Source organism: Streptomyces sp. NPDC058470 (genome assembly GCF_042721055.1).
Classification (GTDB): Bacteria; Actinomycetota; Actinomycetes; order Streptomycetales; family Streptomycetaceae; genus Streptomyces.
This window is the reverse complement of record NZ_JBHXMF010000034.1, coordinates 36,016-58,382: the sequence shown is the minus strand read 5'-3', so window position 1 is coordinate 58,382 and position 22,367 is coordinate 36,016. Positions and strand designations below refer to the sequence as shown.

22 protein-coding genes and 1 pseudogene are annotated in these 22,367 nt (G+C 69.9%); 9 read left to right on the top strand and 14 right to left on the bottom strand.

Annotated features, from left to right (window positions below):
* Positions 1-102 precede the first annotated feature (102 nt).
* Together ACFWP7_RS24505 and ACFWP7_RS24500 are read left to right on the top strand one after the other, a co-directional pair.
* The gene (locus ACFWP7_RS24505; RefSeq protein ID WP_384384633.1) at positions 103-1,068 is read left to right on the top strand and encodes an LLM class F420-dependent oxidoreductase; all 966 of its coding nucleotides are present in this window, start codon (positions 103-105) and stop codon (positions 1,066-1,068) included.
* Positions 1,069-1,098: 30 nt separating this feature from the next.
* Positions 1,099-1,521: a hypothetical protein gene (locus tag ACFWP7_RS24500; RefSeq protein ID WP_384384630.1), complete on the top strand. Its 423-nt coding sequence runs from the start codon at positions 1,099-1,101 to the stop codon at positions 1,519-1,521.
* A 103-nt stretch (positions 1,522-1,624) separates the two neighbouring features.
* Here the strand turns inward: ACFWP7_RS24500 and ligA are convergent, their stop codons facing one another.
* The 5 genes and pseudogenes from ligA to ACFWP7_RS24475 all read right to left on the bottom strand — a co-directional run bounded on the left by ligA (position 1,625) and on the right by ACFWP7_RS24475 (position 7,806).
* Positions 1,625-3,706, bottom strand: a complete 2,082-nt coding sequence (gene ligA / locus ACFWP7_RS24495; protein ID WP_384384627.1) for an NAD-dependent DNA ligase LigA — start codon at positions 3,704-3,706, stop codon at positions 1,625-1,627.
* A 62-nt stretch (positions 3,707-3,768) separates the two neighbouring features.
* Positions 3,769-4,416, bottom strand: a complete 648-nt coding sequence (locus ACFWP7_RS24490; protein WP_384384625.1) for a response regulator — start codon at positions 4,414-4,416, stop codon at positions 3,769-3,771.
* A complete protein-coding gene (locus ACFWP7_RS24485; protein ID WP_384384765.1) occupies positions 4,413-5,507 on the bottom strand; it encodes a sensor histidine kinase in 1,095 nt (364 codons plus the stop codon). Before ACFWP7_RS24485 ends, ACFWP7_RS24490 begins: the two co-directional genes overlap by 4 nt.
* A 1-nt stretch (position 5,508) precedes the next feature.
* Positions 5,509-5,895 (bottom strand): annotated as a pseudogene (locus ACFWP7_RS24480) (ABC transporter substrate-binding protein); the annotation flags it as partial.
* Positions 5,896-6,156: 261 nt separating this feature from the next.
* Positions 6,157-7,806, bottom strand: a complete 1,650-nt coding sequence (locus ACFWP7_RS24475; protein ID WP_384384623.1) for an alkaline phosphatase D family protein — start codon at positions 7,804-7,806, stop codon at positions 6,157-6,159.
* 365 nt (positions 7,807-8,171) lie between these two features.
* On the opposite strand from ACFWP7_RS24475, the gene ACFWP7_RS24470 reads away from it, so the two are divergent.
* A complete protein-coding gene (locus ACFWP7_RS24470; RefSeq protein ID WP_384384621.1) occupies positions 8,172-8,603 on the top strand; it encodes a GNAT family N-acetyltransferase in 432 nt (143 codons plus the stop codon).
* A gap of 276 nt (positions 8,604-8,879) precedes the next feature.
* On the opposite strand, the gene ACFWP7_RS24465 is transcribed toward ACFWP7_RS24470, so the two are convergent.
* From ACFWP7_RS24465 to ACFWP7_RS24455, 3 genes are all read right to left on the bottom strand, one after another.
* The gene (locus ACFWP7_RS24465; protein ID WP_384384618.1) at positions 8,880-9,263 is read right to left on the bottom strand and encodes a TraR/DksA family transcriptional regulator; all 384 of its coding nucleotides are present in this window, start codon (positions 9,261-9,263) and stop codon (positions 8,880-8,882) included.
* A 177-nt stretch (positions 9,264-9,440) separates the two neighbouring features.
* Positions 9,441-9,587, bottom strand: a complete 147-nt coding sequence (locus ACFWP7_RS24460; protein ID WP_384384615.1) for a hypothetical protein — start codon at positions 9,585-9,587, stop codon at positions 9,441-9,443.
* A gap of 128 nt (positions 9,588-9,715) precedes the next feature.
* Positions 9,716-11,608, bottom strand: coding sequence for a helix-turn-helix domain-containing protein (locus ACFWP7_RS24455; protein ID WP_384384612.1), 1,893 nt, complete (start codon positions 11,606-11,608; stop codon positions 9,716-9,718).
* 167 nt (positions 11,609-11,775) lie between these two features.
* Between ACFWP7_RS24455 and ACFWP7_RS24450 the strand changes: the two genes are divergently transcribed.
* Positions 11,776-13,251, top strand: a complete 1,476-nt coding sequence (locus ACFWP7_RS24450; RefSeq protein ID WP_384384609.1) for a short-chain fatty acid transporter — start codon at positions 11,776-11,778, stop codon at positions 13,249-13,251.
* A gap of 356 nt (positions 13,252-13,607) precedes the next feature.
* A complete protein-coding gene (locus ACFWP7_RS24445; RefSeq protein ID WP_384384606.1) occupies positions 13,608-14,015 on the top strand; it encodes a DUF3662 domain-containing protein in 408 nt (135 codons plus the stop codon).
* A gap of 608 nt (positions 14,016-14,623) precedes the next feature.
* Here ACFWP7_RS24445 and ACFWP7_RS24440 read toward each other — a convergent pair.
* From ACFWP7_RS24440 to ACFWP7_RS24420, 5 genes are all read right to left on the bottom strand, one after another.
* Entirely contained in the window at positions 14,624-14,881 is a 258-nt protein-coding gene (locus ACFWP7_RS24440; protein ID WP_384384603.1) for a DUF4235 domain-containing protein, read from the bottom strand.
* Entirely contained in the window at positions 14,878-15,366 is a 489-nt protein-coding gene (locus ACFWP7_RS24435; protein ID WP_384384601.1) for a DUF3618 domain-containing protein, read from the bottom strand. Before ACFWP7_RS24435 ends, ACFWP7_RS24440 begins: the two co-directional genes overlap by 4 nt.
* Entirely contained in the window at positions 15,363-15,782 is a 420-nt protein-coding gene (locus ACFWP7_RS24430; protein WP_384384598.1) for a phage holin family protein, read from the bottom strand. Before ACFWP7_RS24430 ends, ACFWP7_RS24435 begins: the two co-directional genes overlap by 4 nt.
* Positions 15,783-15,878: 96 nt before the next feature.
* Positions 15,879-17,012: a YihY/virulence factor BrkB family protein gene (locus ACFWP7_RS24425; protein WP_384384595.1), complete on the bottom strand. Its 1,134-nt coding sequence runs from the start codon at positions 17,010-17,012 to the stop codon at positions 15,879-15,881.
* Between the two features lie 141 nt (positions 17,013-17,153).
* Positions 17,154-17,330 carry a hypothetical protein gene (locus ACFWP7_RS24420; RefSeq protein ID WP_384384592.1) on the bottom strand — a complete coding sequence of 59 codons (177 nt, stop codon included), beginning with the start codon at positions 17,328-17,330 and terminating at the stop codon, positions 17,154-17,156.
* Positions 17,331-17,564: 234 nt separating this feature from the next.
* Between ACFWP7_RS24420 and ACFWP7_RS24415 the strand changes: the two genes are divergently transcribed.
* A complete protein-coding gene (locus ACFWP7_RS24415; protein WP_384384589.1) occupies positions 17,565-18,512 on the top strand; it encodes a DUF5829 family protein in 948 nt (315 codons plus the stop codon).
* Between the two features lie 141 nt (positions 18,513-18,653).
* Here ACFWP7_RS24415 and ACFWP7_RS24410 read toward each other — a convergent pair whose 3' ends face one another.
* Complete coding sequence (locus tag ACFWP7_RS24410) at positions 18,654-19,262, bottom strand: TetR family transcriptional regulator (protein ID WP_384384586.1); 609 nt, start codon at positions 19,260-19,262, stop codon at positions 18,654-18,656.
* A gap of 109 nt (positions 19,263-19,371) precedes the next feature.
* On the opposite strand from ACFWP7_RS24410, the gene ACFWP7_RS24405 reads away from it, so the two are divergent.
* The 3 genes from ACFWP7_RS24405 to ACFWP7_RS24395 all read left to right on the top strand — a co-directional run bounded on the left by ACFWP7_RS24405 (position 19,372) and on the right by ACFWP7_RS24395 (position 22,350).
* The gene (locus ACFWP7_RS24405; RefSeq protein WP_384384583.1) at positions 19,372-20,385 is read left to right on the top strand and encodes an alcohol dehydrogenase catalytic domain-containing protein; all 1,014 of its coding nucleotides are present in this window, start codon (positions 19,372-19,374) and stop codon (positions 20,383-20,385) included.
* A gap of 177 nt (positions 20,386-20,562) precedes the next feature.
* Entirely contained in the window at positions 20,563-21,165 is a 603-nt protein-coding gene (locus ACFWP7_RS24400; RefSeq protein WP_384384580.1) for an NADPH-dependent F420 reductase, read from the top strand.
* Between the two features lie 69 nt (positions 21,166-21,234).
* On the top strand, positions 21,235-22,350 hold the full coding sequence (locus ACFWP7_RS24395) for an alkene reductase (RefSeq protein ID WP_384384577.1): 1,116 nt from the start codon (positions 21,235-21,237) through the stop codon (positions 22,348-22,350).
* Positions 22,351-22,367 lie beyond the last annotated feature (17 nt).

The window sequence follows — 22,367 nt, the reverse complement described above, 5'->3', positions numbered from 1 at the left end:
TGGCAGGCGGGAGCCGTGCGCCGACGGCCAGGCACCGGTCGAGGAGCAGTCGCTCCGGCTCGGTGATGTTTCGGGAGGGGCGGAATCGGCAACCCGCTCACTATGGTGCAAATCGGCTACACGATGATGACCGAGCAGACCGGCCCCCGGGCCCTCGTCGAGGACCTGGTAGCCGCGGAACGGGCAGGCTTCGACTTCTCCGTCATCTCCGACCACTACTTCCCCTGGCTCGCGTCCCAGGGCCACGCTCCCTACGCGTGGAGTGTGCTCGGCGCGGCGGCGCAGGCCACCGAGCGGATCCCGCTGATGACCTACGTGACCTGTCCGACCGTCCGCTATCACCCGGCCGTGATCGCGCAGAAGGCCGCGACCATGCAGCAGCTCTCCCAGGGGCGATTCCGGCTCGGGCTCGGGTCCGGAGAGAACCTCAACGAACATGTGGTGGGTGCGGGCTGGCCCTCTCCGCGGATTCGCATCGAGATGCTCGAAGAGGCGGTGGAAATCATCAGGGCACTCTTCGCCGGGGGCAACGTCAACCACCAGGGCGCCCACTTCGACGTGGCGAACGCCAGGCTCTGGGACCTGCCGGACGAGCTGCCGCCCATCGGCGTGGCCGTCTCCGGGGAGCTCTCCTGCTCGCTCGCCGGCCGACTCGGGGACCTGGTCATCGCCACCGAGCCCAAGCCCGACCTGCTCGACTCCTTCAACCGGCACGGCGGAAGCGGCAAGCCTCGTGTGGGCCAGCTCCCCGTCTGCTACGACACCGACCGGGACGCGGCCGTCGCTCGCGCGCACGACCAGTTCCGCTGGTCCGTGGGGGGCTGGCCGGTGAACTCCGAGCTCCCAGGTCCTTCGGGATTCGCCGGAGCGACCGAGTACGTCACTCCGCAGGACGTGGCGCAGACGATCCCCTGCGGTGACGATGTCGACCTCTTCGTCGAAGCGGTACGCCCTTATGCGGAAGCCGGATTCACCGAGATCGCCCTCGTCCAAGTGGGCGGCGACCAGCAACTCCCCTTCATCGCCTGGGCCGAGAAGGAGCTCCTGCCCGCACTGCGTGAACTGTGACCGACGAAGACACTGGAGAGACCGGACACCATGAGCGACAACGAAACCTCGTCAGTCAAATCCTCCGGCGACCCGACCGCCGCGGAGGCCTCGTCACCCGATCTGGTGCAGGTGGTGCTGGGCGCCTGTTCGGCTGCCGACGCGGATACCGTGTTCCGGGCGCTGGGCTCCCGCTTCGCCTCCGATCGCGGCGACGACACACCGGCGCAGCTCACCGACACGCACCCCGATACATGGACCAGCGCCTTCCTCGTACCGCACGGAGCCGCTCCGCTGTCCGGGACGATCCTGGCGGGCGCCGTCACCGTAGACCTCCAGGGAGGTCCCGTGGCCGTCGGCCGGTTGCGCGAGACTCTCGCCTCCGGCTTCGCCGTCGAGGCGACCGGATCGGCCTCCGGGGACCAGGAGGTGGATCTCCAGCTCCGGCTCACGGGCGCCGGCAACACGGCGTGACGAGGACAGACTCCAAGCCCGCGGTGGACCACAGGCCCGGGGTGGACCCCAAGCCCGGGGAAGCGCTCGCTCGCAAGGCGTGAGGCGCCCTCGCAACCCGGGATCAGTCGAAGAAGTCGGCGACGAGGGCGGCGAATTCGTCGGGGTCGGCCAGTCGGATGCCGAGGGTCTCGGCCTTGGCCCGCTTGGAGCCCGCGTTGTCTCCGGCGACGACCAGGCTGGTCTTCCTGGAGACGCTGGAGGAGGAGCGGCCGCCGGCGCGCTCGATCAGCTCGTTCATCTGGTTGCGGCTGAGCTTCTCCAGCGCGCCGGTCATCGCACCGGTGACGACGACCGTCATCCCGGCCAGCGGTCCGCCCGACGGCTCGGCGGAGGCGCTCTCCGCGTCGGCGGCGACAGGGACGGGCGGCGTGGCGCCGGGCTCGGTCATGTTCACCCCGGCTGCGACGAGCTTCTCGATGAGCGGGGCGAGTTCGGTGAGCTCGGCGACGATGGTCGGCGCCTTCTCGGTGCCGATGCCCTCGACCTGCTCCATCGTGTCGGCGTCGGCGGCCCGGACGTTGTCCATGGTGGCGAAATACCGGGCGATCCGACGGGACATGGAGCGGCCGGTCCCACGGACACCCAGCGCGCACAGCACCCGCGACAGCGGCCGCGTCCTCGCCGTGCCGATCGCGGTGAGGAGATTGTCGGTGCTGGTCTCGCCCATCCGCTCCAGGGTCAGCAACTGCTCGCGGGTGAGAGTGAACAGGTCGGCCAGGTCGGCGACCAGGCCCGCTTCGACGAGCTGGACGACGCGGGTCGTGCCGAGGCCCTCGATGTCGAGCTGGTCACGGCCGACGGCGTAGGAGAGGGAGGCGACCAGATGGCAGTTGCGGCCGTTCGCACAGCGCCAGCGCTGTTCACTGCTGTCGATGCCGGAACCGCACCGCGGACACACCTCGGGGAAGACGATGGGCTGTTCCTCGCCGGTGCGCAGATGGGCGACGGGGGCTTCTACGCGAGGGATGACGTCGCCGGCCCGGTGGACCATGACGTGGTCGCCCAGGTGGAGGTCGCGGCGGGTGATGTCCGCGGGGTTGTGCAGGGTGGCGTAGGTGATGGTGGCACCGTCGATCTCGACGGGCTCCAGCACCGCGCGCGGGGCGATGATGCCGGTGCGGCCGACGTTCCACTCCACCTCAAGGAGCCGGGTGATCTTCTCCACGGCGGGCAGTTTGTAGGCGATCGCCCAGCGCGGGGCGCGTGATCCGGATCCGGCGGCCTGCTGGTCGGCCGCGAGATCGGCCTTGATGACGATTCCGTCGATCCCGAACGGCAGCTCGGCGCGCAGCGCCGCGATCTCCTGGACCCGGGCCAGCACCTGCTCGACCGAGTCGGCGATGGTGCCGGGCACGGCGGTGGTGGCGGTGGTGTTCACCCCGAATCCGGCCGCCTGCGCCATGAGCTCGCTGTGCGCGAACTCGCCCAGCCGTGTCGCGAGCGCCTCCTCGGTGTCGGGCAGCGGCAGCAGACCGTAGCCGAAGAACGTCATCGGCACGGTGTAGGCGCGGTCCTTGGCGCGCAAGGTGCCCGCCGAGGCACCGCGCGGGTTGGCGAACGGCTGCCCGCCGTGCGCGGTACGCACCTCGGTGGCGTGCTCGAACTGTGCCGTGGTCATCAGGACTTCGCCGCGCACCTCCACCGTGACCGGCTCGGCCAGCACGTCCGGCAGGCCCTCGATGGTGCCGATCGCGTGCGAGACGTCCTCCCCGGCCGTCCCGTCACCGCGTGTGATCAGCCTGGTCAGGCGGCCGCGGGTGTAACGGGCCACGATCGCGAGTCCGTCCAGCTTGGGCTCGACACTGAACTGGCCGACGTCATGGCCGATCCGCCGGGCCAGTGACGCCGTCCAGGCGGCGAACTCCTCCGCGGAGAACACGTTGTCCAGGCTCAGCATCGCCACCGTGTGCGGCACATCCCCCTCCACGGCGCCACCGGCGACCTTCCCGCTCGGCGAGCCCGGCAGCACCTGATCGGGATGGTCGACCTCCCACGCCGCGATGCCACGCACCAGCCGGTCGTAGGCGTCGTCGTCCAGCACCGAGGTGCCGCCCGTGTAGTAGCCGGCCGACGCCTTCACCGCGTCCTCGACCGCCTGCGCATAGGCGGCGGCATCCACGATCACAGCAACTGGTGATGTCATGCCCGTCATCTTGCCCGCCACCACTGACAACGCCCCGGCACGTGGGCCGGGCCCTGCGCACGTCAGGTGAGTTCGAGAAGCCCCCTGCGTACGGCTTCCGAGACGGCGGCCGGTCTGTTGGCGACCTCGAGTTTGCGGTAGATGCGGACGAGGTGGGTCTTGACCGTGGCCTCGCTGAGGAACAGTGCCTCGGCGATGGCACGGTTGCTGCGGCCCTCCGCCATCAGGCGGACGACCTCGATCTCGCGCCGGCTCAACTCATGGTCCGGACCGACCACTTGGCCGACGAGCGCACCGATGATCTCCGGAGCCAGCCCCACGGAACCGGTTGCCGCCGTGCGGACCGCCCGGAACAACTCCTCGGGCGCCCCGGCCTTGGGCACGTAACCCCGGGCGCCCGCCTCCAACGCGCGGACGACATCGGCCCGTCCGGCATAGCTGGTGAGCATCACCGCCGCCACCTTCGGCGCCTCGACGGCGAGCCGTCGGATGGCCTCGACGCCGTCCATCCCACTTCCCGAGCCCCCGAAGCGAAGATCCATCAGCACGACGTCCGGCATCAACCGCGCGGTCAGCCGGACAGCTTCCTCAGCGCTGCCGGCCTCGGCGATCACATCGAGGTCCGGTTCGCCGTCCAGGAGGGCGCGCAGCCCGGCACGTACGACAGCATGATCGTCCGCGATGAGCACCCGCACCGGTTCCGCGGTCATCCGGCGGTCACCGGGGGCGGGGGCGCCACCGACTGGACGCGGGGCCGTACGGACACCGTGGCCCGGATCGTGGTCCCCCCGCCCGGCGCGCTGCTGACGTGAAGGTCACCGCCGTACTCGCGCAGGCGTGCCCGGGCGGCGGGGAGACCGAAACCGCGGCCCGTCCGCGAGTCGGTCAGGAGGATCCCGGCCGGGTCGAAGCCGACTCCGTCGTCGGACACCTCGAGGTCCACCTGGTCCGGCTGATGGCGGAGCGTGACGAGTACGTGCACCGCGTGGGCGTGCTCGCGTACGTTCGCGAGCGAGCTCTGTGCGACACGGAACAGGGCCACGGCCGCGTGCTCGTCGAGGACCGGCTGGTGCTCTCCCACCGACCGGAACCGCACATGAGCCGCGGTCCCGCCCGCCTCGGAACGGGCGCACAGCAGGCGCAGCGCGCCCTCCAGGCCGGTCTCGGCGACGTCGGAGGGGGTGAGGTCCCGGAGGATCCGCCGGGTCTCGGCGAGGTTGGTGTCGAGGCCGTCGGCCACGGCACGGACGCGGGTCCGCGCCACGTCCGGCCGCTTCTCCCAGTCACGCTCGGCGGCCTGCAGCAGCATCAGACTGCCGGACAGATCCTGGGCCAGCGTGTCGTGCAGATCGCGGGCGATACGGGTCCGCTCGGCCAGCACACCTGCCTGGCGTTGCTGCCTCGCCAAAGTGTCGCGGGTGTCGCGCAGTTCCTCGACCAGGCGCTGGCGGACCGCAGCGTCCCGCTGCTGGGCGCGGTACATGGCAACGGTTCCCCAGACGGCCGCCACGGGGATCAGCACGAGCTCCCCGCCGAACGGACCATGGGAACGGATCAGCGCCAGAACGAGTACGACGGTGATCGCGGCCACCGCCGCCACCGCGGAGCGGCTGCCGAGCACACGCAGTGCCGCACAGGCGAGCGGGACGGCACACCACACGTAGTCCGATGTCAGCGGCACCGGAGCGATCCAGATGAGGAGGATCCACAGCGCGAGGAGCAACGGAATCCAGAAACCTCGCCCCAGCCGACCAAGCCGGTCCAGCAACGCCGGCCCACCCGCGTACACCACTGCCAGCAGCACGCTGACGGTCCTGCAGCGTCTGCAGTTGTACGACGTCGGGGACGAGGGTGTCGGTCGCGAACTGATTGTCGACGCGGGCGTCGTGGAACTTGCTGTAGTCGACGATCAGCGTCAGCTCGATACCGGGGAAGCGGCTGCGGAAGGCCTGCCTGGTGGCTTCCTGCTGTGCCTGGAAGTCCCCGCCGGCGTAGATGACGAGCTTGCCGTCCTCCGCCAGCGCGGCCTCGTAGAGCTCGTCGAGCGTCCTGGTCTCCTCGGCGCCGGTGGCGGTCCGGGATGCGGCGGGCGAGGCCGCGGCGGCGGTGGCCGTGGTGGCACCGAGCGCTCCGAGACCGAGGGCGGTACCGGTGGCGAGTACACGTCGTCTGCTGATGAAGCTGGACACGCTGAAGCACCTCTCTGCGGGGGGTGAGGTCGTACGGGCCACGGCGCCATGGTCAGGAGTGATTCTGCTGCCGCCGAGAGGCACCGCGCGTCGCCCGTACGGAGCGGCCGCCCGGCGGAAGGTGGAAGCCGCGTTCAACCCAACGGTTGAACGACCGCGTTGGCGGCGGGGAAAACGGGCGGAGAGCGCCCCTCGGCTCCTGGGACGCTCTCCGTCGGACTGCCGCCGCAGCTGCTGTACGGCTCCTGCGGTTCCGGTGGATCACACGGCGGTGAGCCCCGGTTCGCCTGCCGTCACGGCCCAGGAAGCGGTGGTGCTGACCGGCGACTGGCGGACCGCGATGCTGTCGACGGTCCGGGCGTCGGTTGTCCACTGCTGTCGGCCGACGTTGAGCCGCAGGTATCCGCGGCGCGAGCCGTCGAAGTAGCGGACGTGCGGATTGAGGAGCGGGTTGTAGGCCTTGAGCGGCGCGTCGAAGGCGATGGGGAAGTCGGAACTGATGCTGGTCGCGGTGAACTCGACCGCGACCGGGTCGCTGTCCAGGTCGTCGCGGTCGATCCGCAGATCGCTGAACCACGACGAGTGGATGTCCCCGGCGAGCACGACCGGATTGGCCACCTGGGCGTCCCGCAGGAAGCGCAGGAAGCGGGCGCGGGCCGGGTCGTATCCGTCCCACTGGTCGAGGTTGGCGATGGGCGGCAACGGGTGTGTCGGGTCAAGGAAGTTGGGGAATCTGATCTGGCTCATCATGACCTGCTGGGCGATGACGTTCCAGCGCGCGGGGGAGCGCCGCAGCCCCTGGCTCAGCCATTTCTCCTGCGCCGCGCCGGTGAGGGTCCCGTCGGTGTTGCCCAGGCCGGCCGCGATGCTGCCGAAGTCGGTGGAGAAGCCGCCGGGCTGGTCGGTGCGGTACTGGCGGGTGTCGAGGACGTTCAGCCGGAGCAGGTCGCCGAAGTCGAAGCGGCGGTAGAGCCGGTAGTCCGAGGAACCGTTGACGAATCTGCGCCGCAGCGGCATGTGCTCGTAGTACGCCTGATAGGCGGCCGAGCGCTGGCGGGCGAGGGCGGCGGGGTCCTGATGGCGTGCGCCGGTGTCGTCGATCTCGTCGACGACACCGGCGTAGTTGTTCTCCACCTCGTGGTCGTCCCAGGTGACGATCCAGGGAAAGGCGGCATGGGCCGCCTGCAGGGCGGGATCGGTCTTGTACTGCGCGTGCCGGCCACGGTAGTCGGCGAGGGTGACCAACTGGTCGAGTCCGGAGGCCTGCGGGGCGGTGTGCAACCGGTCCGCGTAGGCGCTGCTCGGGTCGTACTCGTAGATGTAGTCGCCGACGTGCAGGACCACATCGAGGTCCTCCTCGGCCAGCGCGGTGTACGCGGGCCAGTAACCGTTCTGCCAGTCCTGGCAGTTGACCAGCCCGATCCGCAGCCCGTCGGGGCGAGAGCCGGGCGCGGGGGCGGTACGGGTCCGGGCGGCCGGCCCGATCTGACGGCCCGTACGGAACCGGAACCAGTAGTCGCGGCCCGGCGCCAGGCCCCGTACATCCGCGTGGACGCTGTGCGCGTGCGCGGGTTCCGCGGTCTCGCTGCCGCGCCGGACGACCCTTCGGAACCGCTCGTCAGTGGCGATCTCCCACTCGACGCGCACCGGGCGGGCCCCCATGGACGCGGCGTCGTAGGGGTCGGCGGCCAGCCGGGTCCACAGGACGACCCCGTCCGGCAGCGGGTCGCCGCTGGCCACACCGAGCTTGAAGGGGTCCTGGTGCACCGGCTCCGCGTGGGCGGTTCGGATGTTCAGCGCCTGTGCGCCCGCCACGACGGCGGAACCGACCAGCAGGCCGCGCCGGCTCAGGGCGGCGGGCCGGGGCCGGGGTCTGGCAGGGGACGAGGAAGGTTCGTTCGTGGGTGACACCACAGGCCTCCGTATGCCGATGCATGGGCTGAGCCAAGGACCGGGGTGAGCCAAGCACACTGTGATTGATCCGCCAAGAACAAGTGGCGACTTACGAGAGGGAGTTGGGCACGGCGGCCTCCGTTCGCACGGGCGCGGCACTGTCCTGGGCCGAGTCGGCGCGAACGGCTCCGTGAGGCGCGTCCCCGACCGCGACCGCGGGTCGGGCCTGTGACGGTCTTCGGCTGCTACTTGGTGCGGTCGACGTGGTCAACAGCGGCATCTCCGGGTCGGCCCGGCACGAGGCGAGGGGCACGTCACGTCTCGCCGCGCTGTCGGCGGGCCCGTGTGTGAAGCAGCGAGACAGGCGGGTAGGTTCGCCCGTCATGCGGTACTTCGGCCCGGACATCCTCACTGTCGCCGACGAGCTCACTGAGGCATACGTCGAGATCTTCACCGCCCCGCCCTGGGAGCACCGGGACCCGGAGGCGACCCGGGCGGCGTTCGGCGAACGGCTGAGGACGGATGCGCGCCGCCCCGGTTTCCGCGCCATCCTGGCCATCTCGGACGACGGCAAGCTGGGCGGCTTCGTCAGGGGCTGGACCACCGAGGCCCCGTTCCGTACCGACCGTGTCTACGGAAAGGTGACCAGGCGACTCGGTGCAGACCGGGTGAACGAGTTCCTGGTCGGAGCGTTCGAGATCGACGAGCTGGGGGTACGGCCAAACGCCCGCGGCAGCGGTCTGGGGCGCCGACGGCTGTACGCCGCCACCGCCACCGCCACCCCACCGCGCCCGGCGGCAGGGCGTGGTTGCTGACCTGGAACCAGGCGCACGACACGCTCGCGTTCTACCGCCGCGTCGGCTGGTGGGAGCCCGACCCTGTACCGGGCGACGAGGCGGACATCGTCGTGTTCCTGGCGCCGGGCTGATCTCGGGGTTCACCTGCGGTGACAAGTGTCCGTGGGGCCTGTTGCGCGACCGCCGCGACCTGTGACTGCCGCGATGTCGCACACCGCTGTTGCCGCGGTAAGCGGAGACGGTCAGCGCAGAGGGTCAGCGGAGAGGGTCAGCGCAGACGGTCAGCGCAGAGGGTCAGCGGAGACGCCCCGCGGCGCAGGGCACGCAGGTGGTCGCCGCCGGGCGCACCTCCAGCCGCTCCGCCGGGATCGGCTCGCCACATCGCTCGCACCGCCCGTAGGCGCCTCTCTCCAGCCGTTCCAGAGCCCGGTCCAGCTCAGCCAGGTGGTCGGAGGCCTGTGCCAGCAACGAGGCGACATGGGCCCGCTCGAAGGCTGTGCTCGACCCCTCCGGGTCGTGCTCGTCGTCGACCGCCACCAAGGCATTCGCCTCGACGATTCCGTCGAAGTCACGACTCAATGCCGCGATCCGCGCGCTCGTACTGGCGCGTTCGACCGCCAACCGCCGGCGGACGGAACCGCGGTCGATTGGCGGAAAGGCGGGGGACGAATCGCTCATCGGCGGCACAACATCAGCGCCCTGGTTCGTATTCCGCACACCGAACGCTCGGGCCGCTCGGAAGGTGCTCACGGCCTGTGACGCACGGATTCTCGCGCGTGGCCCATGGCCCTGGTTCTGGTGGCCGTGTAAAGGTCAACCGCCGAACAGAACGGACCGACTCCACTCCGACGGACGTCAGTGTCGCCCGCGGAGTTTGCCCAGCAGTCGCTGGGCCTGGGACCGGCGCCGCGGATCGGCGGAGGCGCGACGGACCTGCTCGATGGTGCGGCGGCCCTGCGGGCTCCTGGTGAACTGCTTGATCTTGTCCATGAAACCAGGCATAACTCTCCTCCTGTCACGAGGCCGTTGAAACGGATCGGTGCACAGCCCGTATACCCCGCTGCCGCGAGGTAAGCCCACGTCCTGCGAGGTGAGACGAACGAGTCTCGCCGACCCGCATCGGAGGCCCGTCAGCCGGCGAGAACGCGGCGCAGTTGCAGGGCCAGGTGGGTTTCCAGGGCGCGCTGTGGGGTGTTCCATCCCTCGCCGAGCACCTGTCCGACGCGCTCCAGACGCTGGGTGACGGTGTTGACATGCACGTGCAGGTCCGCGCTGGTGCGCGTCAGGCTCTGCCCGTGCTCGAAGTACGAGTCGACCGTGTGCAGCAGGCTCGTGCCTCGCCGTTCGTCGTAGGTGATCAAGGGGCCGAGGAGGCGGTTGACGAAACCGTGGGCGTCGGCGTGCCGGCCGAGGACGAGGCCCAGGAAGCCGAGGTCGGTCATGGCGGCGGCCGAGCCACCGCGACCGAGGGCCTGCAGGGCGCCGAGGCACCGCAGCGCCTCGGTGTACGCCTCGGGCGCGTCCGTGCCGGAGAGCGGGCCGCCCGCCCCGACGGTCACCGGCCGCGCGAGCGCGGTGCGCAGTTCGGACGCGACATCACGGGCGACGGCGGAGGCGTCTTCGCCCGGGACGAGGAGCACGATACGACCCTCATGGCGGCCGGCCAGGCCGCGGCGGGCCTTCGCCCACGCGCCGGCGGCGCTCGCGATCCGCTCCGCGGGGACGGCGTCGCAGGCGGTTACGGCGACCACATGCGGCTCGTCGAGATCGGTGCCGAGCCGGCGGGCCCGTTCCTGAACGGCGAAATAGTCGCCGTGGCGTTGTGTGAGCAGATCGGTGAGCAGTTCACCGCGCACCCGCTCCTCGGCCTGTGCGAGCGAGGAACGGAACAGCAGAAGGAGCGCGGTCACCAGAACCCCGCGTTCGAGGATCACCTCGTCCGTGGCGTCGAGTTCGCCCGCACCGGAGATCAGCAGAGCACCCAGAAGTTGCTGATCGGCCGCCACCGCGGCGACCGTGCAGGGACCGCAGGTCACATTGTGTCCCTCGGAATGTGAGCGGGCCATCGCGTCGGCCAGGGTCGGCTCGTCGGGGAAGCCCTCAGCCGGAGGCGTCGCGCCGGTCCGGCTCAGCGGACGCGCGTCGGGCCCCACCACGACCACGGAGCCGCCCAGCACGTCGGCGACCGCACGGGCGATGTCGTCGACACCGCCACCTCGTACGGCAAGATCGGTGAACCGCTCATAGGCCGCCGCGGCGCGCTCGACGGACGCGCTGCGGGCCTCGACCTTCCGGTTGGCGGTGTTGAGCTCTTCCAGGGCGGTCCGCGTCTCCTGGAGCAGACGAGCGTTGTCCAGGGCGACGGCCGCGTGCGCGGCGAGGGAGCTCAGCAGGCTGACCTCGTCGCGCGCGAAGCGGCGCTCGCTGCGGTCGGCCGCGTACAGAACTCCGATGACGTTCCCGCGGAGGCGCAGCGGCACGCCGAGGATGGCGACCAACCCCTCTTCGGTCACTGCCTCATCGATCGCCCGCGTGTGCTGGAACCGGGCGTCGCCCAGGTAGCTGCTGCTGAAGTAGGGCGACGCGGTCTGCACCACGAGGCCGCCGAGTCCCGCTCCCAGGGGCATCAGCAGCTGCTGGAACTTCGCCGACACCGATCCGTTCGTCTCGCGCATGTACGCGTGGCCGCGCACCGGGTCGTACAGGGCGAGGTAGGCGGTGTCGGTGTCGAGCAGCTTGCGAGCCCGGCGCACGATCGCCTCCAGCACGGCGTCGACGTCACGCAGCGCCACGAGGTCGCCGACCGTCTCGTACAGAGCGGAGAGTTCGGCCTCCCGGCGGCGGCTCCGGTCCAGTGCCGCCCGCACCCGCAGCGCCAGGAGCTTCGACTGCTCCAGCTCGGCGAGGGCCTCGGCGCTCGCCCCGCTCGCTCGGGCGGCGATGAGCGGCTCCTCGAACTCGGCTGAAGGCGCGTTTCGCGCGAGGAACTCCAGGAACGTCCGGTCGCTGTCCTCCAAGGTCACAACGCCGACCGTACTTGCTCACGTGCGGCACGGGAAGGCGATGACCCACATGAAGCCCCGCAGGGCTGTGTGGTTCATCTACATTGCCTTTCGGCCAGGTGGGATTGAAGATCATCGACACTGCATACCTGGGCGACCCAGCCCTCACGCCTACAGGAGGACACGCGATGGCAACGGCGCCCCCGCAGGATCCAGAACGGACAACGCGCCGGGAGAACTGGCTGGCGCGCATGGCACTGCGCTTCACCGCCTTCACGGAGAAGTGGCTGCCCGACGCGCTGGGCTTCGTACTGGTGGGCACCTTCGCGGTCTTCGCACTCGGTCTCGCGACCGGCGAGAAACTCCTCGGCGCACCCTCCGATCCGGCGGCGACGACCGGCTACGGCCTTGTCGACGCGTGGGGTCAGGGATTCTGGTCGCTGATCACCTTCACCCTGCAGATGGCGATGATCATTATCGCCGGGTACGCGGTAGCGGTGTCGCCACCGGTCGGCCGGCTGATCGCCAGGGTCGCGCGAGTGCCCCATACGCCGCGCGGCGCGATCGCGTTCACCGCGGCCGTCGCGATGGTGAGTTCATATCTGAACTGGGCGTTCAGTCTCATCTTCACCGCCATCCTCGCCAAGGAGATCGCGCGCCGGGTCGCGGGCGTCGACTACCGGGCGCTCGGCGCGATGGCCTTCCTCGGCCTCGGAACCGTATGGGCCCAGGGACTGTCCGGATCGGCGGCGCTCCAGGTGGCCAGCGCCGCGTCCAGTCCGCCCGCGGTCCAGGAGGTCATCGCGGAGGGCAGGGGCAGCGGCCTCATCCCCCTGACGGATACCATCTTCCTCTGGCAGGGCATCGTGGCCACGGCGATCATCTTCGTCATCGCCGTCGGAACGGCCTGGCTCCTGTCGCCCTCACCGGAGCGCGCGAAGACCGCCGAACAACTGGGCATCGACCTGGGACCCAGCGTCGGCGAGGAACGCTCGCAGCTGCGCCGCGGCCGGCCCGGAGAGTGGATCGAGTACAGCCCCGTCTTCGCGATCCTGCTGTTCGCGCTCGGTGCCTGGTACCTGGCCCGGCACTTCGCCCAAGCGGAGGGCAGCGCTCTCAACGCCCTCGACCTCAACACGATCAACCTCATCCTCATCCTGCTCGCGCTCATCCTGCACTGGCGGCCCGTACGCCTCGCGCAGGCCGTCAAGGACGGAACGCCGGCGGCCTCCGGCGTCCTGCTCCAATTCCCTCTGTACGGCGGCATCTTCGGGATGATCGCGTTCACCGGGCTGAGCAAGACCATCGCCGGCTGGCTGGTGTCGGTGTCGAACCAGTTCTTCTACCCGGCGTTCATCGCCATCTACAGCTGCATTCTCGGCGTCTTCGTCCCCAGTGGCGGCAGCAAGTGGGTCATCGAGGCGCCCTACGTGCTCGACGCGGCCAACCAACTCCAGGTGAACCAGGGCTGGGTGGTCGTCGTCTACGACCTCGGTGAGGCCAGCGCCAACCTGCTCCAGCCCTTCTGGATGCTGCCCACACTCACCATCCTGGGGCTCAAGGCACGCGACATCATGGGCTACACCTTCGCCATGTTCCTGGTCTGCTTCCCCGTCGTACTGATCCTCGTCACCCTCTTCGCCCGCACTCTCTCGTTTCCCTGAAAGGCCAGGGCCTGAGCGACCCACTGCCCAGGCCCCACCGGACATCGGCCGGATGCCCGCCTTTGTCAAGGCGGTTCGGGGAGCGGGGTGTTGAGGGGAGCGATCGGGAAGTTCAAGGCGCGGAGTGATCGGCAGACGCGAGGAATCGCGCCGGTGGGTCCGTTCGGCCGTGCGCGCGAGGTTGCGGCCAGCCCTATGGCAGCAGCGGGCATCGAGCAGCGGCCCCTGGGTCGGCCGAGCGGTCCGTTCCGGATCCCTGGGTGCCCAGGACGCGTCGACCTCCGGAGTCCGGGCACCCGCGGGGGATGAGGCGGAGAGAACGACAGGAACGAGCAAGCGGGCGAGACGCGGCAGGCGTGAGCACACTCACCGGCCTGGAACGAGCGCTGGAGCGCTTCGGACAGCGGATGCTCGGGCAGATCCGGGACAAGGAACCGGTCGAGCTCCTCGATGCCCTGCGTCGGGAGTGCGACGACCACGCCATCGTGTGCAGCGAGAGCCGTGTTGTCGTCCCCAACGCCTACGACGTCGAACTGGCCGAGTTCGCCCACGAGGAACTTGAGCGCAACGGTGACGACCGCATCGACCAGGTACTCACCGACACCCTGGCCCGGCACGGCGAACGCAAGGGCTACGAATGGGCCGGCCCGCTCGCAGTGCATGTCACCAAGTCCCGACACGTCCCCAACGGCCGTTACCGCGTGGCGAGTCGAGTGATGCCGCACGTACGGGCCGACGCGTTCCTGCCGCCTGCCCGAGCGTAGGCGGCGGCCCTGCCGGAAGCGTGACGGTGCCGCGGGGGCCTTGCCTACTCTCCTCGGTGTCGCCAGCACCAGACGGCACAGATCACGGCAGCCACCAGAAAAGTGACCGGCAGGATCAGGCCGGGAACGCGGGCGACCGTCACAGGGCGGCCTCGACGGGAGATGAGCCGCGTGAAGACGTGGTCTCGGCCATGGTGGTCTTTCTCTTCGGTGGTCTTTCTCTTCGCGATGCCGGAACGGGTCGGTCGGCCGTGCAGGACCGGCCGGATGTCGTAGCGGATGGCGCGCGGGCACGCTCGCCTTGAGCAGGTGGCCCGCCACACGGGATCAAGCCAGATCCAGATAGTGACCTCAGACTCGGCTTTTTGGCCAGCCCTCGGGCAATCGGAGGTCTGTGCTGGTGGTCGGGGGCACTCTGCTCCGTGTCCGCGGCGGAGTCGGGCGCGGACACGGGTTGCAGAGCCCGCGGGTAGGTCTTCCCGCAAGACCAGGGTGCGGTGAGCAGGCCGGCGCCGCCCGGTACGCCGGCCTGCGGCCTCTCCCCAACACCCCGGCGCGTGTTGGCTGAATGGTCAATGGTCAACACGGGATGCAGCGATGGCGGCGGATCAGGTTGAGGTCAGGCGGCGGGTCGTGGCCGCGCCGGAGCGGTCGACGGCGGCCCTGACGACCGCGAAGGTGGCGCCCTGTAGGGCTGCGGCGAGCAGAACCCGCCGCCAGGGGCGGTCGAGGTCCGTGGTGGCGTCCGCGTTCTCGTCGTGGCCGAGCAGCCGCCAGGTCTGGTTGAACGCGGCGCCGACCAGCAAGCTGCCGACCGCGCCGAGCGCCAGGCCGACCGGCTTGTAGAGGAGCTTGGAGGCTTTCACCGGTGCCCCTTGCGCGCACGGCGCGCATTGCGGGAACGGCGCGCGAGCAGCAGGACGACAGCGGTGCCCGCGCCGGCCAGCAGCGCGGTGCGGTTGTCCCGTGCCATCTGCGCCGTCCGGTCGGCCCTCTCGCGGACCGGCTGCGGGGCCCTGTCGTGCGCGAGGTGCCCGGCCTCGGTGACCTTCTCCCGGATCTGTACGGCTGCACGGCCGGCCTTGTCGCGTACGGGCTCGGGGGTCTTGTCCTTCACCAACTGCGCGGCGTGGGCGGCCGTGGCACGTACCTGAGCAGAGACCTGAGCGGCCTTCTGGCCGGCCTGCTCCTTGGCCTCGGCGGCAGTCTCCATGGCACGGCCCTTGACGTCGGTCTTGGCGGCCAGGGCTTCGACGGTCTGCCCCAGCTCCTCGCGGGTGTGCTCGACCTGCTCGCGCAGCTCGTCGGGCGTGGGCACGTGGCGGCTGTCCTCGGGCTTGTGCTGGGTCATCGGTGAGCCTTCTCCCTGATCTCGGCCGCGTCAGCCTTGACGCTGCCTATGGTCTGCTCGGGCACGGGCGGGGTCGCCTTGCTGATCTGCCGCTTGGCGGCCACGGCGAGAGCCACGGCGATCACGGCCAGGGCACCGGTGACGATCAGAGCCGAGGCCCACACCGGCAGCGTCAGCGCCAGGGTGGCGATCACGGTGGCGGCCAGGGCCTGCAGAGCCAGCGCGCCGACCAGCCCGGCGCCGCCGAACAGCCCGCTGCCGAAGCCGAATTGCCTGCCCTTCCGCGCCATCTCTGCCTGCGCCAGCCGCATTTCGTCGCGCACCAACTGCGACAACTGCTGCGAGGCGCGCTGGACCAGCTCGCCCACCGGCTGCTCGGTGTCGCTCCGGTCGCCTTGGGGGTTGACCGTGGCCATGGCAGTCACCCTCTCTCTTCGCCGTCGTAGTGGTTGTGTTGGTGCCGGGTACCCGGTGAAGCGATCCGAACCCTCGCCGTCATGTGCCGGACGGGGTCACTGCTGCTCCCGGAGACGCCGTTTGTCCCGCTCGTCCCACTTCCGTGTGTCGCGCGCCTCGACGTAGGGCTCGGCCTCGACAGGAAGGCCGCCGACGACGGCGCGCTCGCGGGCCAACTCGGCGTCGAATTCAAGGCCCAGGAGGATCGCCAGGTTGGAGATCCACAGCCAGAGCAGGAAGACGACGACTCCGGCGAAGGTGCCGTAGGTCTTGTTGTACGAGGCGAACGTCGCCACGTAGAACGCGAACCCGGCGGAGGCGATCATCCAGATCAGTAGCGCGAGGAAGCTGCCCGGAGTGACCCAACGGAAGCCGCGGACACGGGCGTTGGGCGTTGCCCAGTAGAGAACGGCGATCATGACGGTGGCCAGCACCACCAGTACCGGCCACTTGGCGATGGACCACACGTCCAAAGCGGTGTCACCGATCCCGAACGCGGCACCGGCCTGCCGGGCCAGTCCGCCGGTGAAGACGACGATCAGCGCACTGGCGACCGCCAGGACCATCAGCACAACGGTGAGACCCACGCGGACCGGCAGTACCTTCCAGACCGGCCGTCCTTCGGGAATGTCGTAGACGACGTTCGAGGTGCGGATGAACGCGGCCACATAACCGGACGCCGACCACACCGCCAGCGCCAGACCCACGATCGCCATCACCGAGCCGGTGTCCGCGTTGCCCTGCAACTGCTGCACCGCGCTCGTGATCACATCACGGGCTGAGCCCGGGGTGAGTTGGGTGAGGTTGTCGAGAATGCTGTCCGTCACCGACTTGCCGGCCAGTCCCAACAGCGAGACCAGTACCAGCAGTGCGGGAAACAGCGACAGTACTCCGTAGTAGGTCAGCGCCGCGGCGCGGTCCGTCAGCTCGTCCGCCTTGAACTCGCCGATCGTCCGCCGCAACACCGCCCACCACGACTTCTTCGGCATTTCCGAAGGAGTGTCCGGAGCATCCCGCTCCACGTCCGCGTCCGGGCCGAAGCCCTCGTTGGGCACGAGGTCGCCCGACGAGGTCTGCCCGGGGCCGTCGCTCCCGTCACGCGTCGCAGGATCCTCGGGTGTGTGGTGCGGGGGCTCCCCGTCGTGCCGATCCGAGGTGCGCCGGTGTCCGAAACCGCGAAGGCGTGTCATGCACGACGGGTGACCCGGTATTCGCGTCCCACACCGCCCCGGCTTTGTCTGCGTGTACGACGACAGCCGGTCGGCGCAAGTGACAGCTGAGCGCCGGCACCCCGAACCGTGCCGACGCTCAGCCACTGAGCCGCGATTTTGTCAGCGTCTGCGGGCTCGGCTCGCCCAGCCACTGCCGATCCCCGCCACGTGCAGTGCCAGCAGGGTGAGGCCGAGGAGCATGACATTCCCGGACGAGAATGTGTCGTTCGTGTCGATCTCGGCAGCGTTGATCAAAAAGGCGATGAAGAACAGCACCGCCGCGGCAATACCAAGCATGGAACAGCTCCCCTGATTCGTCATGTCGTCGTGGTGCGCTACGTGTTCCCCCGAATCCCGCCGCCAGACCCGCAACTCCGAAACCGGGCAACGCAGGTTCGCGTGTACAGCGAGGTGGCTGCAGGCCCGACCGGTGAGAGGCCGATGAGACAGGGATGCCTGCGAGCGTCGGTTTCGAGTCGTCATCCTCGAATCGACAGTGCCCGTGATTCTCTCCGTTCTACGATCCCCCGCATGCTGCTGAGCCGGATGTTGCGGATGCTCATGGTCATCGCTGTGGCCCTCGCCGTCGCCCTCACGGGGGTGGTGGAAGGTGGCGTGAGTGTGGCGCGGGCCGAGGGGAGCCGGCAGTTGCCCGACCGGCAGCTGCTGTTCTACAACCACGCCTACGGAGTGCTCGACCGGGAGACCGCCGATGCCATCGAACACTCCGAATACCTGAGGGAGTTCGCCAACTTCCAGGTGCGCACCACGACCGGTGCCGGCGGGCAGACCTGGACCGGTCGCTATCTCATGGGCCGCGAGACGTACGTCGAACTCTTCGGGGTCGGCGATCTGCCCGGTCAGGACGGCGCGTTCGGCTCCACGGGGATGGGCATCTCGACCGAGCATGCCGGCGACCTCGTCACAGTGACGGAACGGGTGCGGGACCAGGGGGTCACCCCGGTCGAGTTCCGCCAGACGCGCGACTTCGGTGACGGTGTCCCGGTCCCGTGGTTCGACGCCATCCTTACGACCGACCAGTACGACGCCTTCGGGGCCTGGGCGATGGAGTACCTGCCGGAGTACTTCGCCGATCCGCGCAGCAAGACCGAGCCGGCCAACTACCCCGGTGACATGGGCCGGGAGCGCTACCTGTCCGACGACTACAGCAGCCATCTGATGCGTGACGTGACCTCCATCCGCCTCGCGGTCACCGAACGGGACATCGCCAGCACGGTGCCGTTGCTGCGGGCCGGCGGGTTCGTCGTCAGGGCTACGGCAGGCGGTGGCGTCGTCGCGCTGGGCGGCGGGACCACGATCCGCCTCGACGCCGTTCCGCGCGACCAGGTCGGCCTGCGACAGATCGGCCTGTCACTCAACCGCTCCGTGGGGTACCGGCACCAGGAACAGATCGGCCGGTCGACGCTGGTCGTCGGCCCGGGCACCCGTGCCGTCTGGACCTTCGACGACACGGAGTGAGCTAGACGGTCGGGAGTTCCGGGAGCGCCGAACGGTGCGGACCCAGGGGAAGGTGTCCGAAAGGAGGGGGCAGGCCGGCGCCCCTTCCCGTCGGGCCGCGAGGACGCGCCCAGGTTCTGACCGAACAGATTGTGAGCGACTTCAGTCGAGGGCGTGCTCGCGGCCGGTCCGCAGGATTTCGGCGGAGAGGCCGGGCTGGACCTGGTGGACGGCGCGGGCAAGGGTCATCGCGCCGACCAGTTCGCTGAGCAGCCGGATGGCGCGCTGCCGGGCCTCGACCGGATCGGGCCGCTCCCCGTTCTCCTCGGCTTCGCGCATGATCTCGGCGGTGAAGCCGGTCAGGTAACCCTCGACACCTTCGGCGTACGCGCTCTGTACCCCTTCGCTCTGTCGTCCGGCGTCGGTGACCAGGGAGGCGGAGGGGCAGCCGCCGTCCACGGCGTCGCGGTGGCCGGCGGACAGGTACCCGGCGACGACCCGCTCAAGCGGTGAACCGGCCTGGCCGGGGCCTTCCTCGATCATCCGGGCCAGCCCTCCCAGCGAAGCGTCGAAGGCGGCGTTGCACACCTCCACCGCCAGGTCGTTCTTGGACGCGAAGTGGTTGTAGAAGCCGCCGTGGGTGAGCCCCGCTTCCTTCATCAGTTCGGCGATCCCGACCGCGTCGATGCCCTGCGAGCGGAACATACGGCTCGCCGCTTCGACGATGTTCTGCCGGTTGCGGGCCTTGTCTTCTTTGGTGATCCGCGGCATGACCGTCCTTTCTCCTCACCCTCGGCTTGACCTTTTCGATGATGATCCTCATCATAGTTGCTAGTTCTGATGACAGCCATCATTAATACATGCTGTGGGAGAGAGTTCCATGCACACGATCGCCTACGACCGGCAGGGAGACGCCGCACAGGTGCTGAGCCTGCGCGAGGAGCCGGCCCCGCCCGCCCCGGCCGCCGGGCAGGTGGTGGTGCGGGTGTTGTCCCGGCCGATCCACCCCGGAGATCTCATCGCAGTGGAGGGGCTGGGTGGCGGGCCACTGCAGCGGTACGCCGTGCCGCGGAGCCCCGGTGTGGAGGGGGCGGGCGTCATCGAGGCCGTCGGGGAGGGTGTGGAGGGTTCCCGAGCCGGTCAGCGGGTGGCGTTCTTCCCGGTGCCGGGCGCGTGGAGCGACCTCGTGACGGCGCCGGCCGAGCTGGTGGTGCCGGTGCCCGAGGGGGTCAGCGCCGAGACCGCGGCGTTGATGCTGGTCAACCCGCTCACGCTGCTCACCTTGCTGCGGGCCGTCGGCGATGCCCGGCACGGTGAGGGCGGGCCGGTGGTGCAGACAGCCGCTGGTTCGTCGATGGGCAGGCTGGTCGGCGCGGCCGCGCTGATGCATGGCTTCCCGCTGGTCAACCTGGTGCGGAGCGCCGCGGGTGCACAGGCGTTGCGGGAGCGTTTCCCCGGGCTGCCGACGATCTCGACGGCCGACCCGGACTGGCGTACCCAGGCCCGGGACGCCATCGGTGGCCGAGGTGCCCAGGTCGTGCTGGACGCGGTGGGCGGATCACTGACCGGTGATCTGGTCGCGCTGCTGGCCGACAGCGGCACGCTGATCACGTACGGCGGTCTCGGCTCCGGCAGCACGCCGGTGGAGTCGCTGGGGCTGGTCCCGCGGGAACTGACCGTGCGGGGAGTGTCGGTAGGCCGGTGGCTGACCCGCACGCCCGAGCAACGGGCCGAGGACGTCGCCTTCGCCACCCGCATGGCCGAGACCGCCCCGGAACTGCTCGAAGTCGCCGCCACCTACGACCTCGCCGACTTCGCCGAGGCCATCGCCCACGCCCGCCGCCCGGGCAAGAGCGGAACCGTCCTGCTCACCAGCCCCGCACCGCGGGAGTAGCGAAGTAGTCCCGTTCGGCAGCCCCGCACCGCGCCCAGGAGTGGAACAGCTCTGGCCACCAGTCCCGCACCGCGGCAGGAGTGGAACAACTCTGGCCACCAGTCCCGCACCGCGGCGGGAGCGGAACAGCCCTGCCCATCAGGCCCGCACAAATACCTCGACGAAGGACACCTCGTGATGAAGATCGGAACGCTCGGCGCCGGAACCGTCGCCCAGGCCATCGCCCGGCACGCCGTCAGCCACGGTCATCAGATCGTGCTGAGCAACAGCCGCGGCCCCGCCTCGCTGACCGGCCTCGCGGAAGACCTCGGCCCGCTCGCCGGCGCGGGCACCCCCGAAGAGGCCGCCGCGGCGGAGGTCGTCGTACTCGCCGTCGGCTGGCCACAGGTGCCGGACGCGGTGGTCGCCCTGCCGCCCTTCGACGGGCGCATCGTCATCGACGCCACCAACCAGTTCGTCTCGCCGCCCCCGCACTTCGAGATCGCCGACCTGGGCGACCTGACGGGCAGCGAGTACGTCGCCTCGCTGCTGCCCGGTGCCCGCGTGGTGAAGGCGTTCAACACCCTCTACAGCCAGTACATCGCCGCCGACCCGCACCACGAGGCGGGCCGCCAGGTGCTGTTCCTCGCCGGTGACGACGCCGACGCCAAGGCGACGGTCAGGGATCTCACCGCCGGTTTCGGCTTCGCCCCTGTGGATCTCGGCGGGTTGCGTGAGGGCGGACGCCTCATGCAACTGGGCGGCCCGCTCTCCGGCCTCCATGTCCTCAAGCAGGACTGAACCAAGCCCCCTGCCCACCCATCACTCACAGCCGGATGTCCCCGGCCCTCGAACAAGGAAGCCCCTCTAATGACCAGCCAGTCAGGAACCTCCACCGTCCAGCCCCTGCTGCAGCCCGTCCGACTGGGCGCGCTGGAACTGCCCAACCGTGTCGTCATGGCCCCGATGACCCGTGCCCGCGCCCACAACACGGATCTGGCCCCCACCGAACTGCAGGCGACCTACTACGCCCAGCGGGCCGGCGCCGGTCTGATCATCTCCGAGGGGACTTGGGTCAACGACGAGGCGATCGGCTACATCAACGTGCCCGGCATCTACAGCGATGCCCAGACCGTCGGCTGGAGGAAGGTCACCGAAGCCGTGCACGAGGCGGGCGGGCGGATGGTCTCCCAGCTCGGTCACGTCGGCTCGGTCTCCCACCCCGACCACCTCGGCGGCCGTCTGCCGGCGGGGCCGTCGGCCGTCAACCCCGGCGAGAAATCCTTCACCGCGGCCGGGCCGAAGGACACCGTCACGCCGCGTGCGTTCACCGCCGCCGAGATCGCCGAGACCATCGCCGGTTACCGGCAGGCCGCCGCCAACGCCCGCCGCGCCGGGTTCGACGGACTGGAGATCCACGCACAGGGCTCACATCTGATCCCCCAGTTCCTCAACCCGCACCTCAACCAGCGCACCGACGCCTACGGAGGCAGCACCGAGAAGCGTGCCCGGTTCCTCCTCGACGTCGTCGACGCCGTCAGCGAGGTGTGGGGCAGCGACCGCATCGGCGTCAAGCTCTCCCCGTACTGGACAGGCGGATCCTTCACCGCGGACGAGCAGACGCTCACCGACTACGACCAGGTGATCAAGCAGCTCGGCGACAGCGACCTGGCCTACCTCCATCTCCTGGGCCGCCCCGACGCGGTGACCGGCACCACCGAGGAGCGCATCGCCCCCTTCGCCCGGTACCGCGCCCAGTACCGGGGCGGCCTCGTCGCCAACCTCGGCTTCACCCAGGACACCGGCAACGAGATCATCGAGTGCGGGGTGGCCGACGCGGTGTCCTTCGGCGCCCCCTTCATCGGCAACCCCGACCTGGTCGAGCGGTTCGCCCAGGGCCACCCATTGGCCGAGAGCGACCGGGCCACGTACTACGCCGGTCGTACCGAGGGCTACACCGATTACCCCACCATCGCCCAGGCGTGACATCGAAGTCGGTGAAA

Coding starts and splice junctions, on each gene's coding strand:
- ACFWP7_RS24505 (WP_384384633.1), top strand. CDS start 103: ATGGTGCAAATCGGCTACACGATGATGACCGAGCAGACCGGCCCCCGG.
- ACFWP7_RS24500 (WP_384384630.1), top strand. CDS start 1,099: ATGAGCGACAACGAAACCTCGTCAGTCAAATCCTCCGGCGACCCGACC.
- ligA (WP_384384627.1), bottom strand. CDS start 3,706: ATGACATCACCAGTTGCTGTGATCGTGGATGCCGCCGCCTATGCGCAG.
- ACFWP7_RS24490 (WP_384384625.1), bottom strand. CDS start 4,416: ATGACCGCGGAACCGGTGCGGGTGCTCATCGCGGACGATCATGCTGTC.
- ACFWP7_RS24470 (WP_384384621.1), top strand. CDS start 8,172: ATGCGGTACTTCGGCCCGGACATCCTCACTGTCGCCGACGAGCTCACT.
- ACFWP7_RS24465 (WP_384384618.1), bottom strand. CDS start 9,263: ATGAGCGATTCGTCCCCCGCCTTTCCGCCAATCGACCGCGGTTCCGTC.
- ACFWP7_RS24460 (WP_384384615.1), bottom strand. CDS start 9,587: ATGCCTGGTTTCATGGACAAGATCAAGCAGTTCACCAGGAGCCCGCAG.
- ACFWP7_RS24450 (WP_384384609.1), top strand. CDS start 11,776: ATGGCAACGGCGCCCCCGCAGGATCCAGAACGGACAACGCGCCGGGAG.
- ACFWP7_RS24435 (WP_384384601.1), bottom strand. CDS start 15,366: ATGACCCAGCACAAGCCCGAGGACAGCCGCCACGTGCCCACGCCCGAC.
- ACFWP7_RS24430 (WP_384384598.1), bottom strand. CDS start 15,782: ATGGCCACGGTCAACCCCCAAGGCGACCGGAGCGACACCGAGCAGCCG.
- ACFWP7_RS24425 (WP_384384595.1), bottom strand. CDS start 17,012: ATGACACGCCTTCGCGGTTTCGGACACCGGCGCACCTCGGATCGGCAC.
- ACFWP7_RS24420 (WP_384384592.1), bottom strand. CDS start 17,330: ATGCTTGGTATTGCCGCGGCGGTGCTGTTCTTCATCGCCTTTTTGATC.
- ACFWP7_RS24415 (WP_384384589.1), top strand. CDS start 17,565: ATGCTGCTGAGCCGGATGTTGCGGATGCTCATGGTCATCGCTGTGGCC.
- ACFWP7_RS24410 (WP_384384586.1), bottom strand. CDS start 19,262: ATGCCGCGGATCACCAAAGAAGACAAGGCCCGCAACCGGCAGAACATC.
- ACFWP7_RS24405 (WP_384384583.1), top strand. CDS start 19,372: ATGCACACGATCGCCTACGACCGGCAGGGAGACGCCGCACAGGTGCTG.
- ACFWP7_RS24400 (WP_384384580.1), top strand. CDS start 20,563: ATGAAGATCGGAACGCTCGGCGCCGGAACCGTCGCCCAGGCCATCGCC.
- ACFWP7_RS24395 (WP_384384577.1), top strand. CDS start 21,235: ATGACCAGCCAGTCAGGAACCTCCACCGTCCAGCCCCTGCTGCAGCCC.